Annotated in this window: 14 protein-coding genes (1 of these 14 only partly in view); 6 read left to right on the top strand and 8 right to left on the bottom strand. The window is 74.9% G+C overall.

What is annotated here, in order from left to right:
- Window positions 1–288: 288 nt before the first annotated feature.
- Window positions 289–1,983, top strand: a complete 1,695-nt coding sequence (nadE, locus tag D450_RS0104240; RefSeq protein ID WP_026128375.1) for an NAD(+) synthase — start codon at window positions 289–291, stop codon at window positions 1,981–1,983.
- Window positions 1,984–2,049: 66 nt separating this feature from the next.
- On the opposite strand, the gene D450_RS0104235 is transcribed toward nadE, so the two are convergent.
- The 5 genes from D450_RS0104235 to D450_RS0104215 all read right to left on the bottom strand — a co-directional run bounded on the left by D450_RS0104235 (window position 2,050) and on the right by D450_RS0104215 (window position 6,147).
- On the bottom strand, window positions 2,050–2,283 hold the full coding sequence (locus tag D450_RS0104235; protein ID WP_017537431.1) for an SHOCT domain-containing protein: 234 nt from the start codon (window positions 2,281–2,283) through the stop codon (window positions 2,050–2,052).
- Between the two features lie 16 nt (window positions 2,284–2,299).
- Entirely contained in the window at window positions 2,300–2,761 is a 462-nt protein-coding gene (locus tag D450_RS0104230; RefSeq protein ID WP_017537430.1) for a hypothetical protein, read from the bottom strand.
- Window positions 2,762–2,892: 131 nt separating this feature from the next.
- A complete protein-coding gene (locus tag D450_RS0104225) occupies window positions 2,893–4,206 on the bottom strand; it encodes an ABC transporter substrate-binding protein (RefSeq protein WP_017537429.1) in 1,314 nt (437 codons plus the stop codon).
- Window positions 4,207–4,235: 29 nt separating this feature from the next.
- On the bottom strand, window positions 4,236–5,156 hold the full coding sequence (locus tag D450_RS0104220; protein ID WP_017537428.1) for a carbohydrate ABC transporter permease: 921 nt from the start codon (window positions 5,154–5,156) through the stop codon (window positions 4,236–4,238).
- On the bottom strand, window positions 5,146–6,147 hold the full coding sequence (locus D450_RS0104215; protein ID WP_017537427.1) for a carbohydrate ABC transporter permease: 1,002 nt from the start codon (window positions 6,145–6,147) through the stop codon (window positions 5,146–5,148). Before D450_RS0104215 ends, D450_RS0104220 begins: the two co-directional genes overlap by 11 nt.
- 300 nt (window positions 6,148–6,447) lie before the next feature.
- Between D450_RS0104215 and D450_RS0104210 the strand changes: the two genes are divergently transcribed.
- The 5 genes from D450_RS0104210 to D450_RS0104190 all read left to right on the top strand — a co-directional run bounded on the left by D450_RS0104210 (window position 6,448) and on the right by D450_RS0104190 (window position 11,840).
- Window positions 6,448–7,788, top strand: coding sequence for a Gfo/Idh/MocA family oxidoreductase (locus tag D450_RS0104210; RefSeq protein WP_017537426.1), 1,341 nt, complete (start codon window positions 6,448–6,450; stop codon window positions 7,786–7,788).
- Window positions 7,785–8,930 carry a Gfo/Idh/MocA family protein gene (locus tag D450_RS0104205; RefSeq protein WP_017537425.1) on the top strand — a complete coding sequence of 382 codons (1,146 nt, stop codon included), beginning with the start codon at window positions 7,785–7,787 and terminating at the stop codon, window positions 8,928–8,930. Before D450_RS0104210 ends, D450_RS0104205 begins: the two co-directional genes overlap by 4 nt.
- 8 nt (window positions 8,931–8,938) lie before the next feature.
- Window positions 8,939–9,799, top strand: coding sequence for a DUF6807 domain-containing protein (locus D450_RS0104200; protein WP_017537424.1), 861 nt, complete (start codon window positions 8,939–8,941; stop codon window positions 9,797–9,799).
- Window positions 9,800–9,834: 35 nt separating this feature from the next.
- Window positions 9,835–10,716, top strand: a complete 882-nt coding sequence (locus tag D450_RS0104195) for an NAD-dependent epimerase/dehydratase family protein (protein WP_017537423.1) — start codon at window positions 9,835–9,837, stop codon at window positions 10,714–10,716.
- 86 nt (window positions 10,717–10,802) lie between these two features.
- Entirely contained in the window at window positions 10,803–11,840 is a 1,038-nt protein-coding gene (locus tag D450_RS0104190; protein ID WP_017537422.1) for a LacI family DNA-binding transcriptional regulator, read from the top strand.
- A gap of 16 nt (window positions 11,841–11,856) precedes the next feature.
- Here D450_RS0104190 and D450_RS0104185 read toward each other — a convergent pair whose 3' ends face one another.
- The 3 genes in view from D450_RS0104185 to D450_RS34120 are tightly spaced (at most 37 nt apart) and all read right to left on the bottom strand, a layout consistent with a single transcriptional unit that may run on beyond the window.
- Window positions 11,857–12,942 carry a mandelate racemase/muconate lactonizing enzyme family protein gene (locus D450_RS0104185; RefSeq protein ID WP_017537421.1) on the bottom strand — a complete coding sequence of 362 codons (1,086 nt, stop codon included), beginning with the start codon at window positions 12,940–12,942 and terminating at the stop codon, window positions 11,857–11,859.
- A gap of 5 nt (window positions 12,943–12,947) precedes the next feature.
- Entirely contained in the window at window positions 12,948–13,853 is a 906-nt protein-coding gene (locus D450_RS0104180) for a 5-dehydro-4-deoxyglucarate dehydratase (RefSeq protein ID WP_017537420.1), read from the bottom strand.
- A 37-nt stretch (window positions 13,854–13,890) separates the two neighbouring features.
- A protein-coding gene (locus D450_RS34120; protein ID WP_026128377.1) for a sugar phosphate isomerase/epimerase family protein crosses the window boundary here: on the bottom strand, window positions 13,891–14,681 show its 3' portion. The gene runs 22 nt beyond the window's last position; 791 of the gene's 813 nt are visible here — the last part of the coding sequence; its start codon lies off the right edge, out of view — the gene reads right to left on this strand; it ends in the stop codon at window positions 13,891–13,893.

Here is a 14,681-nt window from a genome sequence, read left to right as displayed (position 1 = left end):
GAGGAGCACCGCGACCGCGGCGCCCGAGACGGACGGACTGGTCGGTAACAAATGAGAGCACCGGCCGCTCGGGCGTTGCGGTGCGTTTACACGCCGGAAACCCGAACCCCGACGGCACCGCGAAAATAAAAAAACAGAATTAACAGAAAGCCGATAATGTGACCAGCGCCACACACTCGACACCCCTTCGACCTGCAGTTTCGGTCGATCGCCAACGATCCCGTCATCCCATGTCGCGCCCTCGCCCCACATTTCGCCCGTGTTAACTCATTCGCTACGATCACCGCCGTGGTAGAACTTCGGATAGCACTCGCCCAGATCAACCCCACCGTGGGCGATCTGGAAGGAAATTGCGGCACGATCGTCGACTACGCGCGCCGGGCCGCCGAGGACGGCGCCCATATCGCGGTCTTCCCGGAAATGGCGGTCCCGGGGTATTCGGTCGAGGACCTCGCCCTGCGCAACGGCTTCGTGGCCGCCTCCATCGAGGCCACGCACCGCCTGGCCNCCGCGGGGGGGCGGGGCGCCCTGCCGGTGGTCGTGGGCTTCCTCAACCGGCGGGTCGGCGGGGCAGCGGCGTTCGGGCAGCCCGCGGGCGCGCCGCAGAACTCCCTCGCCCTGCTGCACCGCGGCGCCGTACGCCTGGTCTCGGCCAAGCACCACCTGCCCAACTACGGGGTCTTCGACGAGTTCCGCTACTTCGTCCCGGGCGACGTGCTCCCCGTGGTCCGCCTGCACGGCGCCGACATCGCGTTCGCGATCTGCGAGGACCTCTGGCAGGACGGCGGTCCGGTCGCGGCGGTGCGCGCCGCGCAGGCGGGCATGCTCATCACCCTCAACGGCTCCCCCTACGAGCGGGGCAAGGACGGGGTCCGGCTGGAGCTGTGCCGGCGCCGCGCCCGCGAGACCGGCGCGGCGATCGGCTACGTCAACATGACCGGCGGCCAGGACGACCTGGTCTTCGAGGGCGACTCGCTGGTGGTCGACGCGCACGGGGAGCTCATCTCCCGCGCCCCCCGTTTCGAGGAGGGGCTGCACGTCACCGACGTCGGGCTGCCGGAGGGCGCCGACGCGGCGGTGCTGCCCGACCGGGCCGCAGGGTTCGGGATCGTCCGCCACACGGTCGAGGCGCCGCGGCCCGGCCCGGTCCCGCGGCGCCCGCCGGTGCTGACGCCCCGCCCCGACCCCCTGGACGACGTCGGCGAGGTGTACCGGGCGCTGGTCACCGCCGTGCGCGACCACGTGCACAAGAACGGCTTCGGCTCGGTGCTGGTGGGCCTGGACGGGGAGGCGGGGTCGGCGCTCACCGCCGCGATCGCGGCGGACGCCGTGGGCGCCGAGAACGTGCACGCGCTGGTCATGCCCGGCCCCGGCGCGCCGGAGGAGGCCCTGTCCGCGGTCGGCGAGGCCGCCAAGTCCCAGGGCGCGCAGGTGCGCGTGCAGACGGTCGAGCCGCTGGTGCAGGCCTACCGCTCGACCGTCTCGACGGCGCCGGAGGCCGCACGGGGGCTGCACGCGCAGGCTCGGGGCGGCCTGGTCGCCGCGCTGTCCCAGCAGGAGGGGCACCTGGTCCTGGCGGCGGGGGACAAGACGGACCTGGCCACCGGGGCGGCCGCGCACCACGGGGACGCGGCGGGGGCCTTCGCCCCCCTCAAGGACTGCTGGAAGACGCTGGTCGGCGAGCTGGCGCGGTGGCGCAACGCCCGGGCGCGGACCCAGGGCGCACCGGAGCCGGTGCCCGCCGCGGAGCCGCACCCGGCGGACCACCACGTCCTCGACGCGCTGCTGGACGCCTACATCGGCACCGACAAGGGGGTGCAGGACCTGGTCGCCGACGGGTTCGCCCCGGACCTGGTCCGGCGGGCCGTCCGGCTGGTCGACCGCGCCGAGCACAAGCGCCGCTCCTACCCGCCGGGACCCAAGATCACCCGGCGCGACCTCGGACGCGACCGCCGCCTGCCCATCACCAGCGGCTGGCTGTGACCCTCGGGCGGCGGTCGGCACCGCGTGAGCGGCACCCGTCGTCGCCGGCGGGCCCACGCCGTCCCCTCAGTCGGTCTCCAGGTCGATGCGGCGCTGGAGGTACTCTTCGCGTCCGATCTCGCCGCGGGCGTAGCGCAGGCGCAGTTCGTCCAGGGCGGGGTCGGGGCGGCGGGGGCCCTCTTCGGGAGGGAAGGCGGGGGGCGGCGCGCCGCGGACCTTCTGGACGGACACGACCACCAGCCAGGCCGCCGTCGCCATGACGGCGACCGCGGCCATGGCCAGGAGCGTCATCATCGGCATCGCGGCCTCCGCACGGTCAGCTTCCCACCCCGTGGTGTGCCCGCGAGTCCCGGAGGACCAACAGAACCAGCACGGCGATGTTGAACAGCAGCGCCACCGTCCAGAGGACCACACCGCCCATCATCAGCGCCGAGCCGAGCGCGTACAGCGCCGCCAAGGCGAGGAACACCGCCGCGGCCCAGAACACCCCCGGCGAGGGGCGTCCGACCAGGAAGGCCAGGACGAGGGCGAGCACCCCGTAGACCAGGGACTGGGCCGCCCCGAGGGCCAGGTGTCCGGTGAGCGCGCCGGTGTCGACGCCTTCGCGCTCGAAGGCCTCCCGGGCCTCGGGCATCTCGGCCGCCATGGGCAGGAAGGCCAGCCCGAGCACCATGAGCAGGCCGAGCAGCACCCCGACGGCGCCGCCCACGATGAGCAGCACCCGTACCGCGGTGACGGCGCCGGGCGTGGTGCGGGGGCCGGTGGGAGGAGGTTGCATGACGGTCTCCTTCCTCTCCCCCGCCCTCTACCCGGCGCGGGCGCGGCGCCCCGCGGTCCGGCCGCTCCCGGCCACGCTCGGCCGCACGGCGGCGCGGGGCCCCGCACCCGGGCCCCGCGCCGCGGCATCGGCTACTGCTGTGTGGCCGCCTCGACCTCCTCGGTGAAGCGCTCGGCCGCCTCCTGAGGGGTGATCTCGCCGAACTGCACGTCGTCGGTGATGCGCTTGATGATCTCCACGACGTCGCCGGCGCCGATCGGCGGCGGGGGCGGGCCGTCCACGATGTCGGGCCGCAGGTCCTCGACGAACTCCGCCGAGCGGGCGTCGGCGTCGGTCAGCTCGTCCACGACGGCCCCGCGCACCTCGGTGTTGGCCGGCAGCCCGCGGTCGGCCAGGATCATCCGGCCCGCGTCGACGTCGTTGAGCAGGAAGTCGATGAAGGCGGCCGCCTCCTCCGGGTGCTCGGTGCCCGAGGAGGCCGAGTAGTACATGGCCGGCTTGAAGAACATGCCGGTGCGCTCGTTCCCGGTCTCGCCGGGGTAGCGCAGCAGCTCCACGTCGCCCTCGGCCGCGCCGGAGATGGCCGCCAGCTGGTTGCTCCAGAAGTGCGCCATCGCGCCGCGGCCGGTGGAGATGACCGACTGGTCGGGGCCGCCGGCCTCGATCTCCACGCTCTCCGAGGGGCTGGGCGTGGCGTCCTCCTCCTGCATCTGCGCGACCAGGCCGAACCAGTCCTCCAGGGTCTTCTGGCTGAAGCCCAGGGTGCCGTCCTCGGCGTAGAGCGACTCCCCCCGCTGGCGGGCGAAGATGTTGAAGGTGTTCTCGTTGTAGCCCATGCTCTGGGAGCCGGCGATCTCGCCGTCGGTGGCCTCGGTGACCTCCACCGCCGTCTCGATGTACTCCTCCCACGTCCAGTTCTCGTCGTCGGGCATCTCCACGCCCGCCTCCTCGAACATCGCGGGGTCGGCCATCACGGAGAACACGTTGATCCCGGTCGCCACGCCGAACTTCTCGCCGTCCACGTCGCCGGAGGAGGCGACCAGCTCGTCGACGCCGGAGGTGTCCAGCCCCTCCAGGGTGTTGAGGTCGGCCAGCGCGCCCCGGTCGGAGTACTCGCGCAGGAAGCGCTCCTCCATGGTGACCACGTCGGGCATGTCGCCCGCGGCGGTGCTGGTGGCGAGCTTGTCCCAGTACCCGTCCCAGCTGGTGTACTCGGCGGTGACGGTGATGCCGGGGTTCTTCTCCTCGAAGAGGTCGATGACCTCCTGGGTGGTCTCGTGCCGGTCGTCCGAGCCCCACCAGGAGAAGCGGAGCTCGACATCGCCGCCGCCGGCTCCTCCCCCGCCTCCGCATCCGGCGGCCAGCAGGGCCGCCGCGGCGGCGGTGGCGGGGACGGCGAGCATTCTGCGGGCGTGCGGGCGCGCGCCCCGGTGTGGTGCTGCCATGGGGGGGTTCCCTTCGGAAATGGCGGGGACTATTTGATCCCGGTCGTGGCGACGCCCCGGACGAGGTAGCGCTGACCGGCGAGGAAGAACCCGAAGACCGGGCCGAGCGCGACGACCGACATCGCGAGCAGCGGCCCCCAGGAGGTCTGGGTGGTGGAGTCGACGAACGTGCGCAGCGCCACGGGCACCGTGTACATGTCCGGCGAGGTGAGGAAGATCAGCTGGGCGAAGAAGTCGTTCCACGTCCAGATGAAGGTGAAGATCGCGGTGGTGGCCAGCGCGGGCAGGCTCAGCGGCATGATGATGCGCCAGAAGATGCGCACGTGGCCGCAGCCGTCGATGCGCGCCGCCTCGTCCAGGTCGCGCGGCAGGCCGCGGATGAACTGCACCATCAGGAAGATGAAGAAGCCGTCGGTGGCCAGCAGCTTGGGCACGATCAGCGGCAGGAAGGTGTTGATCCAGCCCAGGTTGGAGAACAGGATGTACTGCGGCACGATCACCACGTGCACCGGCAGCATGATCGTCATGAGCATGACGGCGAAGAACAGCTTCTTGCCGAAGAACTCCAGCCGGGCGAAGGCGTAGGCCGCCATCGAGCAGCCGATCAGGTTGCCCACCACCGAGGCGCCCACCACGATGAGCGAGTTGACCACGTAGTGGTGGAAAGGGAATTCCAGCGCGGTCCAGCCCTCGCCGTAGTTCCCGGAGGTGAAGTCGGCGCCGGGCCACAGGCCCGGGTCGCGGAAGATGGCCTCGGTCGGTTTGAAGGAGCTGGCCAGCATCCACAGCAGCGGGTAGAGCATGACCAGGCCGAACAGGATGAGCCCGGCGTGGATGCCGAACCTGCGGATGCGGTCGCGCCGCTCGGCCGCCCGCCGGCGCTCTTCCCGCTCACGCTCGCGCTCGCTCGCGCCGGGGCGGGTGCGCGTGCCGATGTCGTCAATCGCCATAGAAGACCCAGTACTTGGACGCGAGGAAGTTCACCGCGGTGAACCCTCCGATGATCATGAGGAGGAGCCAGGCCATCGCCGAGGCGTAGCCCATGTCGAAGGAGCCGAACCCCTGCTGGTACAGGTAGAGCGTGTAGAACAGGGTCGAGTCCGATGGGCCCCCGGTGCCGCTGCTGACGATGAACGCCTGGGTGAAGGTCTGGAAGGCGTTGATCATCTGCAGCACGAGATTGAAGAAGATGATCGGGGTGAGCAGGGGGACCGTGATCGAGAAGAAGCGGCGCGCCGGCCCGGCGCCGTCCACCTGGGCGGCCTCGTAGTACATGCGCGGGACCTGGCGCAGGCCGGCGAGGAAGATGACCATCGGCGCGCCGAAGGTCCACACGTTCAGCACGATCAGGGTGCCCAGCGCGTACTCGGGGTCCGAGACCCACCCGGGCAGGCTCGCGCTCATCCCCAGCAGGCCGCCGGCCGACTCCAGGACCTGGTTGATCAGGCCGTTGGCGCCGAAGATGCGGCGCCACAGGATGGCGACGGCGACGCTGCCGCCCAGCAGCGAGGGCAGGTAGTAGACCGAGCGGTACAGGGGCAGGCCGCGCACCCCGCGGTCCAGCACCATGGCCAGCGCCAGCGCCAGGGCGAGCTGGAGCGGGACCGAGATGAAGACGTATGTGAAGGTGACCGCCAGGGACTGGTGGAGGCGCGGGTCCTCCAGCATCCGGCGGTAGTTCTCCAGCCCGACCCACTCGGCGCCGCCGATGAGGGTGTAGTCGGTGAAGGAGAAGTACAGCGAGGCGATGATGGGGCCGATGGTGATCAGGCCCAGCCCCAGGAACCAGGGGGCGAGGAAGCCGTAGGCGGCGAGGTTCTCCCGGCGGCGCCGGGCGGCCGCCGCCCGGCTGCGGCCCCGGGGCGCCGCGGGCCCGCGCGCCCCCCGGGGGCCGCCGGCCTCCGATCCGGCCGCCGGGCGGTTGGACAGGACCGCGGTCACCGGCTCCCACCTCCCCGTCGCGGTGCGCGCCGGAATCGGCTTGCTGCGCTCATGTTTCGCGACCGCCAATCTCGTCGGTCCGGGACTCGGCCCGGCGGAACGTGGGCGAGGACACACCCCGCACAGGGGGCGAATGTCTTGGTAAGCGCTATCCATGGAATAGAATGATCCGTTTCTAGCACCGCGTTACAGGGGTGTCAACGGCGGATCACCCCCGACCTCCGCGACCGCGCGACCCCCTCCCGACCTTCGGCGCCCCCCCTCTGGCCTCCGCGCGGGAAAGCGTTTACCATCGAGGGCGTGAACTCCACCGCAGCGCAGCAGACGGCCCGGCGGTACGCCCTCGTCGGCACCGGGGCCCGGGCCCGGATGTACACCCGCGCACTCGCCACCACCCACGCCCACCAGGGGCGGCTCGTGGCGCTGTGCGACCCCAACCGCACCCGCATGGCGGTGCACAACGCGATCCTGGCCGATGCCGGGGCCGAGGAGGCGGCGACCTACGCCCCCGCCGACTTCGCCCGGATGCTCGCCGCCGAGGCGGTCGACGAGGTCATCGTGTGCACCGTGGACCGGCTGCACGCCGACTACGTGGTCGCCGCCCTGGAGGCCGGGTGCGACGCGATCACCGAGAAGCCGATGACCGCCGACCTGGAGGGCTGCCGGCGCATCGCCGAGGCCCGCCGGGCCACCGGGCGCCGGGTCACCGTCGGCTTCAACTACCGCTACAACCCCGTCCACCGGCAGGTGCACCGGATGCTCGGCGAGGGGGTGATCGGCGAGATCGGCTCGGTGCACTTCGAGTGGCTGCTGGACCTGCGCCACGGGGCCGACTACTTCCGCCGCTGGCACCGCGACAAGCGGCAGTCCGGAGGGCTGCTGGTGCACAAGTCCTCGCACCACTTCGACCTGGTCAACTGGTGGACCGGGGCGCGGCCCGAGGAGGTGTTCGCCTGGGGCGGGCTCTTCTTCTACGGCCAGGAGAACGGCCGGCGGCACGGGCTGGCCGGCGGCTACGAGCGCGGGCACCGCGCGCCCGAGGCCCAGGCCGACCCCTTCGCCCTGCACATGTCCGACAGCCCGGACCTGACCGCGCTCTACCTGGACGCCGAGCACGAGGACGGCTACCGGCGCGACCTGAACGTCTTCGGACCGGGCATCACCATCGAGGACGACATGTCGGTGATGGTGCGCTACTCCACCGGCGCGCGCCTGACCTACCACCTGGCGGCCTACTCCCCCTGGGAGGGCTACCGGGTCGCCTTCACCGGCAGCCGCGGCCGCCTGGAGCTGGACGTGACCGAGGTGCCGTTCACCCCGCCGCCCGGGCACGCCGCGGCCCCGGTGCGCGGGATGCCCGCCCCCAAGGAGCACACCGTGTCCCGCCTGGTGCTCCGGCGGCACTGGCGCGAGCCCGAGGAGATCCCGGTGGAGGTGGGCGAGGGCCCACACGGCGGCGGCGACGTGCGCATGCTGGACGCGCTGTTCGGCGGGGCCGACGACGGGATCCGGCCGGACGAGGCCGACGGCGCCCGCGCGCTGCTCACCGGCCTGGCGGCCAACGCCTCGATGGCCTCGGGGGCACCGGCGCGCGTGGCCGACCTGCTGCCGGCCGGGACCGCCGCGGGCGGGCGGCCATGAGCCCGGTCCCGGTGGTGCTGGCCGGCGCCAACGGGCACGGCCGCTCGCACCTGCGCAACCTGCGCCGGCTGAGCGAGGCGGGCCGGGTGCGGCTGGTGGGGGTGTGCGAGCGGGCGCAGGTCGCCGACGGCGCGATGGACGGGCTGGGCCCGGTTCCGGTCTCCGGGGACCTGGGCGAGCTGATCGAGCGCACCGGCGCCCGTGCGGCCGTGCTCGCCACCCCCATCCACACGCACCTGCCGCTGGCCCGCACCGCGCTGGATCGCGGGGTCCACGTCCTGCTGGAGAAGCCGCCCGCGCCCAGCGCCGCCGAGTTCGAGGCGCTGTGCTCCGCCGCCGGCGCGGCGGAGGCGGCCTGCCAGATCGGGTTCCAGAGCCTGGGGTCGGCCGCCGTGGGGGCGGTGCGCTCGCTGGTCGCCGACGGGGCCGTCGGCGAGGTGCGCGGCATCGGCGCCGCGGGCGCCTGGGTGCGGACCTCGGCCTACTACGCCCGCGCGGACTGGGCGGGCCGCCGCCGGCTCGACGGGCGCGACGTGGTGGACGGAGCGCTGACCAACCCGTTCGCGCACGCGGTGGCCACCGCCCTGGCGGTGGCCGGGGCCGACCGGCACGTGCCCGGCGCCGTGGAGACCGAACTGTTCCACGCCCACCCCATCGAGAGCGACGACACCTCCTGCCTGCGCCTGCGCACCCCGCAGGGGGTGCCGGTGGCGGTGGCTGTCACCCTCTGCGCCGAGCGGGCGCGCGACCCGTTCGTCGTGGTGCACGGCTCGCGCGGGCGGATCGTGCTGGAGTACACGCGCGACCGGGTGGTGCTGCAGCGCGGCGGCGGGCGGCCACAGGTGCGCGTGCACCCGCGCACCGACCTGCTGGAGAACCTGCTCGACCACGCGGCGGGCGGGGCCCGTCTGCTCGTTCCCCCCGAGGCCGCGGCCGGGTTCATGGGGGTGCTGGAGGCGGTGCGCACCGCCCCCGACCCCCGGCCGGTCCCCGAGGGGGAGCAGCGGCGGGAGGCGACCGAGGAGGGCCTGCGGCGCGTGGTGCGGGACGTGGACCGGGCGGTCCTGGCCTGCGCCGAGCGGACGGCCCTGTTCTCCGAGATCGGCGCGCCCTGGGCCGCCGGAAGGGACGGACGGCAGTGAGCGCACCGATGGACGGGCGGCCCGTGCCGGCGCTGCACGTGGCGGGGGTGCCGGTGGCCGAGCTGCGGACGGGGCGGGAGGTGGCCGCGGAGCTGTCGCCGCGGCCCTTCCTGCACCCGGTGCGCACCCTGGGCGGCACCCAGGTGACCGAGGTGTTCCCCGAGGACCACCGGCACCACCTGGGCGCCGGGGTGAGCGTGGCCGACGTCGACGGCTCCAGCTTCTGGGGCGGGCGCACCTTCACCCGGGACCGGGGGTCGGTGCTGCTGGACAACCACGGCCGCCAGGAGCACGTGCGCTGGTGGGCCCAGGAGCCGGACCGGCGGGTGCAGGAGCTGGTGTGGACCGGCCCGGACGGCGCGGAACTGCTGCGCGAGGAGCGCACGGCGGCGGCCGCGCCGGCGGCGGAGGGGGCGTGGATGCTGCGGATGCACACGCGGCTGCGCAACACCGCGGGCCGGGAGCTGGCCATCGGCAGCCCGGCGACCAACGGGCGGCCGGGCGCGGGGTACGGGGGCCTCTTCTGGCGGGCGCCGATCGCCGGGACGGCGGCCGCGTGCTTCGGCGCCGAGCCCGGGGGCGAGGCGGAGCTGCACGGGTCCCGGGCAGGGTGGGTGGCGCTGTCGGGCACCGCGCCCGCCGGGGGACCGTGGACGCTGGTGTTCGCGCAGACGGGGGCCGAGCGCGACCCCTGGTTCATCCGGGCCGCCGAGTACCCGGGCGTGGGCACCTCGCTGGCCTGGGACGAGGTGCTCCGCGTCGCCGACGGGGGCGTGGTGGAGCGCGGCTGGGCGGTCGCGGTGGCCGACGGGAACCTGTCCCGCGGGGAGGCGGCCGGTCTCGCCGCGGCCCTGCCTCCCATGCCGTGACTGTCGTGACGACCGTGAAAGGCGGTACGCGGAAGATGCGCGTGTTGGTGACCGGCGGCTCAGGACGCCTGGGGCGCAGTGTCGTCGAGGTGTTCGCCCGGCGCGGCCACGACGTGACGTCGGTGGACGCCTCCCCGGGGCCGGAGCGGCCCGGGGTCGCCTCCCGGCGGGTCGACCTGCTGGACGACGCGGCGCGGGCCCAGGTGTTCGCGGAGGTCCGGCCCGAGGCGGTGGCCCACCTGGCGGGCATCGCCGTGCCGCACGCCCGCCCGGGCGCCGAGACGGTGGCGGTCAACGCCCGGCTGGCCTGGGGGGTGCTGGAGGACGCCCGCGCGCACGGCGCCCGGTCGGTCGCGGCCGCCTCCTCGCCCACCGTGTTCGGGTACGGGTCGGCGGAGTGGGCCCCCGAGCGGCTGCCGCTGGACGAGGAGCACCCGGTGGCGCCGGTGCACGCCTACGGGCTGAGCAAGCTGGTGATCGAGGAGGCGGTGCGCACCCTGGCCCGGTCCGGCCAGGGGTGCGTGTTCACCGCGGTGCGGCCGGGCTATGTGATCGCCCCGGAGGAGTGGGAGGGGGCGCCCACCCAGCAGGGGCACACGGTCGCCGAGCGGCTGGACCGCCCGGAGCTGGCGGCGGCGTCGCTGTTCAACTACGTGGACGCGCGCGACGCCGCCGAGCTGTTCGCACTGGTCGCCGAGGACGCCTCGGGGGTGGCGCACGGCCGGGTGCTGCACGCCGTGGCCGGGGACCCGATGGCCCGCGGCCCGCTGTCGGAGCTGCTGCCGCGGTTCCACCCGGGCACGGCGAAGGCGGCGGCCGCGCTGGCCCCCGGGCAGGGGGCCTTCTCCAGCCGGGAGGCGCGGCGCCTGCTGGGCTGGACGCCCCGACGCACCTGGCGGAGCGAGCTACGATCCTAGGAGGCCGCGGAAAATGTTTTCCCCGCCCGGTTCCGGGCGGGGCGGGCGGCGATCGTTCGCGAACCGGGGGCGGAGGGGACACCGCAGTGCAGACCGAGAGCACGGGGAACGTCACGTTGGAGCAGGTCGCCCACCATGCGGGGGTGTCGCTGGCGACCGCCTCGCGGGTCCTGAACGGCAGCACGCGCCAGGTGGGCGAGAAGCTGCGCAAGCGGGTGGTGGCCAGCGCCGGCGAGCTGGGGTACCTGCCCAACGCCTCGGCGCAGGCGCTGGCCCGCAACTCCAGCTCGCTGGTGGGGCTGATCGTGCACGACATCGCCGACCCCTACTTCTCCAGCATCGCCTCGGGGGTGACCGGGGGCGCCGAGGAGGAGGGGCTGGTGGTGGTGCTGGGCACCACGGGGCGGACCCCGCACCGCGAGACCGAGCTGCTGGCGACGCTGCGGGCGCACCGGGCCCGGGCGGTGGTGCTGGCCGGGACGCGGACCGTGGACGAGGCGGGGAACCGGAACCTGGCCCGGGAGATCGAGCGGTTCACCGCCCAGGGCGGGCGGGTGGCCTGCGTGTCGCAGGGCGGGCTGCCGGCCGACACGGTGGTCCCGGCCAACCGCGAGGGCGCGGCGGACCTGGCGCGGCGGCTGATCGCGATGGGGCACCGGCGCTTCGCGGTGCTGGCGGGGCCGCCGGACCTGCGCACGGCCCGCGACCGCCTGGACGGGTTCCACGGGGCGCTGTCGGAGGCCGGGATCGAGCCCGCCTACCACGACGTGGTGCACGGGGCGTTCACCCGCGACGGGGGGTACGCCTCCACCGAGCGCCTGCTGGCGGCGGGCACGGAGGCCACGTGCCTGTTCGCGGTCAACGACGTGATGGCCACCGGCGCGATCGCGGCGCTGCGCGACGCGGGCCTGCGGGTGCCCGACGACCTGTCGGTGGCCGGGTTCGACGACATCCCCACCCTGCGCGACCTCATCCCGGCGCTGACCACGGTGCGGCTGCCCCTGGAGTGGATGGGCCGGGAGGCGGCCCGCCTGGCCCTGGCTGAGGACCCGGCCCCGGAGCCCCGGAGGGTCCCGGTCAGCGCCGAGGTCGTGGTCCGCGACAGCACCGCCCCGCCGGCCTGAGCCCGACCTGCCGCCCCTACCCCTGGGGCAGGGGCGGCAGGTCGGTGCGGAAGGCCAGGCCGTGGCCGGGCCCGGTGTCGGCGGTGGCGGTGCCCTCTTCCACGCGCACCCCGCTGGGGCGCTCCAGCGCGCCCAGGTCCTCCAGCCAGGCGCGGTCGATGTCCTCGACCATGGCCGCGCGCGGCACGCACAGCGCCAGCTGGGCCGACAGCTCCGGCAGCAGGTGCGGGGCGACGGGGACCGAGGCGTCGGCCGCGGCGCGGGCGATGCGCAGGAACGGGGTGATCCCGCCGACCCGCACCGCGTTGGGCTGGGCCACGTCGCACACCCCGGCCGCCAGCGCCCGGGCGAACGCCCGCTCGGTGCGCAGGTTCTCCCCCATCGCGAACGGCAGCGCGGTGCGGGTGCGCAGCCGGGCGTGGGCGGCCAGGTCGTCGGCGGGCAGCGGCTCCTCGATGAACGCCGGCGCGTGGCGCTCCAGCCCGGCCAGGGCCCGCACCGCGGCGGGCAGGTCCCAGCGCTGGTTGGCGTCGACCATGAGCGCCGCCTGCGGCCCGACGGCCTCGCGCACCGCCGCCACCCGGTCGGCGTCGCGGTCCGGGTCCGCCGAGCCCACCTTGATCTTGTAGGCCCGGTGCCCGGCCGCCTTCCAGCGCCGTACCTGGTCGAGCAGCTCCTCGCGGGGGTAGTCGAGGTTGACCCCGCTGGCGTAGGCGGGCACGGCGTCGCGGCGCCGCCCGATCAGCTCGGTCAGTGCCGCCCCGGCGGCCCGGGCCCGCAGGTCCCACAGGGCGATGTCCACGGCGGCCATGGCCATGGCGCTGACCCCGCCCGTGCCGGCGTCGGCCAGGCGGGCGCGCAGGCCGTCCCAGCGGGGGCCGGGGTCGGGCGCCAGGCCCGCCACGGCCGGGGCGCACTCGTCGCGCACCAGGGCCAGCACCGCGCCGGCCCCCGCGCCGGGGGTCCAGGCGAACCCGGTCCCGGTGTCGCCGGTGTCGGCGACCGCCTCCACCACGACCAGGTCGTTCTTGGCCACGCCCCCGTCCCAGGCCCGGTGCAGGGGCAGCCGGTGGGCGCGGGCGGTGAGGGCCTCGATGCGCACCGGCCTCACTCCCCTTCGACCGCGCGCAGGCCGGCGTCGAGGATGTCGGCCAGCACGGCCTCCTCCTCGCGGGTCAGGTCGGTCAGCGGCGGGCGCACCGCCCCCGCGGCTCCGCCGCGCAGCCGCACCCCCGCCTTGACCATGGCGACCGCGTACCCGGGGGCGCGGTCGCGCAGCGCCACCAGGGGCTCGTAGAACACCTCCAGCAGCCGGTCGGCCAGCGGGTCGCCGGCGTGCGCGGCCCGGTAGAAGGCGGTGGCCACCTCGGGGGCGAAGGCGAAGGCCGCCGAGGAGTACAGGGGGACGCCGACCGCCTTGTAGGGGGCGAAGGTGAGCTCGGCGGTGGGCAGCCCGTTGAAGAACGCGAAGTCCTCCCCGCGCTCGGCGCGCACCGCCTGCACGATGCGGCGCATCCGCCCCAGGTCGCCCACGCCGTCCTTGATGCCGTCCACGCCGGGGATGCGGGCGAGTTCGGCGGCGGTGTCCGGGGTGAGCACCATGTTCGCCCGCTGGTAGGCGATGACCGGGACGCCGGAGGCCGCGGCGACCGCGCGCACGTACTCCACCAGCCCCCGCTGGGAGGCGCCCACCAGGTAGGGCGGGAGCAGCAGGACCGCGTCGGCGCCCAGGTCGCCGGCGGCCGCGGCCTGCTCGCAGGCGGTGCGCACGCTCCCGCCGGCGCCGGTCACGACGGGGACCCGGCCGCCGACCGCCTCCACGGCGCGGGCGGTGACGCGGGCGTGCTCGTCCCGGCCGAGGGCGTGGAACTCCCCGGTGCCGCAGGCGGCGAACACGCCCCCGGGCCCGTGCGCCGTGCCGTCGCGGACGTGCCGGTCGAGCGCCTCCTCGTCCAGGGCGCCCTTGTCGTCGAAGGGGGTGATGGGGAAGAACAGGATGCCGTCGAACTGCATTGCGGATGCCTTCCTGTGTCGGGAGGGGCGTGGGGGGTCAGACCACGTGGGCGAGGTGGCGGCGGACGGTCTCGGCGACGACCGCGTCGGGGTCGGTGTCCCACACCCGCTCGTTGAAGATCTCCACCTCGATGTCGCCGGTGTACCCGGCGCGGTCCACGCTGCGGCGCAGGCCGCGCACGTCGGCGTGGCCGTCGCCGACCATGCCGCGGCCCAGCAGGGTGTCGGCGGGAAGCGGCACCACCCAGTCGCAGACCTGGTAGGAGGCGATGCGGGTGCCCGCCCGCGCGATCTGGGCGTGCACCTCGGGGTCCCACCACACGTGGTAGGCGTCGACGGTGACCCCGGCGGCGCCCTCGGGCAGCCGCTCGGCGAGGTCGAGGGCCTGGCGCAGGGTGGACAGCACCGAGCGGTCGGCGCAGAACACCGGGTGCAGCGGCTCCAGGGCCAGCCGCACCCCGCGCTCCAGGGCGTGGGGGGCGAGCTCGGCCAGGGCCTCGGCGACGCGCTCGCGCGCCCCGGCCAGGTCGCGGCCGCCCTCGGGCAGCCCGCCGGCGACGATCACCAGGCAGGGGGCGCCGACCTCGGCGGCCTCGTCGAGGGCGCGCCGGTTGTCGTCGAGGGCCTCGGCCCGGCCGCGGCCGGTGAAGAAGCCCGACCGGCAGTAGGAGGAGACGCGCAGCCCGGCGTCGCGCACCGCCTTGGCCGCGGCGGCCGTGCCGGCCTCGGCGACGGTCTCGCGCCACAGCCCGATGGCGGGCACCCCGGCCCGGGCGCAGGCGTCGGCCGCCTGGGCGGTGCCGAGCCGCTTGAGGGTGGCCTGGTTGA

Source organism: Nocardiopsis halophila DSM 44494 (assembly GCF_000341245.1).
In the GTDB taxonomy this organism is placed as follows: domain Bacteria; phylum Actinomycetota; class Actinomycetes; order Streptosporangiales; family Streptosporangiaceae; genus Nocardiopsis_A; species Nocardiopsis_A halophila.
The sequence above is the reverse complement of the archived record's forward strand: the minus strand, read 5'-3'. Positions and strand labels throughout refer to the sequence as shown.

Coding starts and splice junctions, on each gene's coding strand:
- D450_RS0104200 (WP_017537424.1), top strand. CDS start 8,939: ATGGACGGGCGGCCCGTGCCGGCGCTGCACGTGGCGGGGGTGCCGGTG.
- D450_RS0104230 (WP_017537430.1), bottom strand. CDS start 2,761: ATGCAACCTCCTCCCACCGGCCCCCGCACCACGCCCGGCGCCGTCACC.
- D450_RS0104220 (WP_017537428.1), bottom strand. CDS start 5,156: ATGGCGATTGACGACATCGGCACGCGCACCCGCCCCGGCGCGAGCGAG.
- D450_RS0104180 (WP_017537420.1), bottom strand. CDS start 13,853: ATGCAGTTCGACGGCATCCTGTTCTTCCCCATCACCCCCTTCGACGAC.
- D450_RS0104195 (WP_017537423.1), top strand. CDS start 9,835: ATGCGCGTGTTGGTGACCGGCGGCTCAGGACGCCTGGGGCGCAGTGTC.
- D450_RS0104205 (WP_017537425.1), top strand. CDS start 7,785: ATGAGCCCGGTCCCGGTGGTGCTGGCCGGCGCCAACGGGCACGGCCGC.
- D450_RS0104225 (WP_017537429.1), bottom strand. CDS start 4,206: ATGGCAGCACCACACCGGGGCGCGCGCCCGCACGCCCGCAGAATGCTC.
- D450_RS0104235 (WP_017537431.1), bottom strand. CDS start 2,283: ATGCCGATGATGACGCTCCTGGCCATGGCCGCGGTCGCCGTCATGGCG.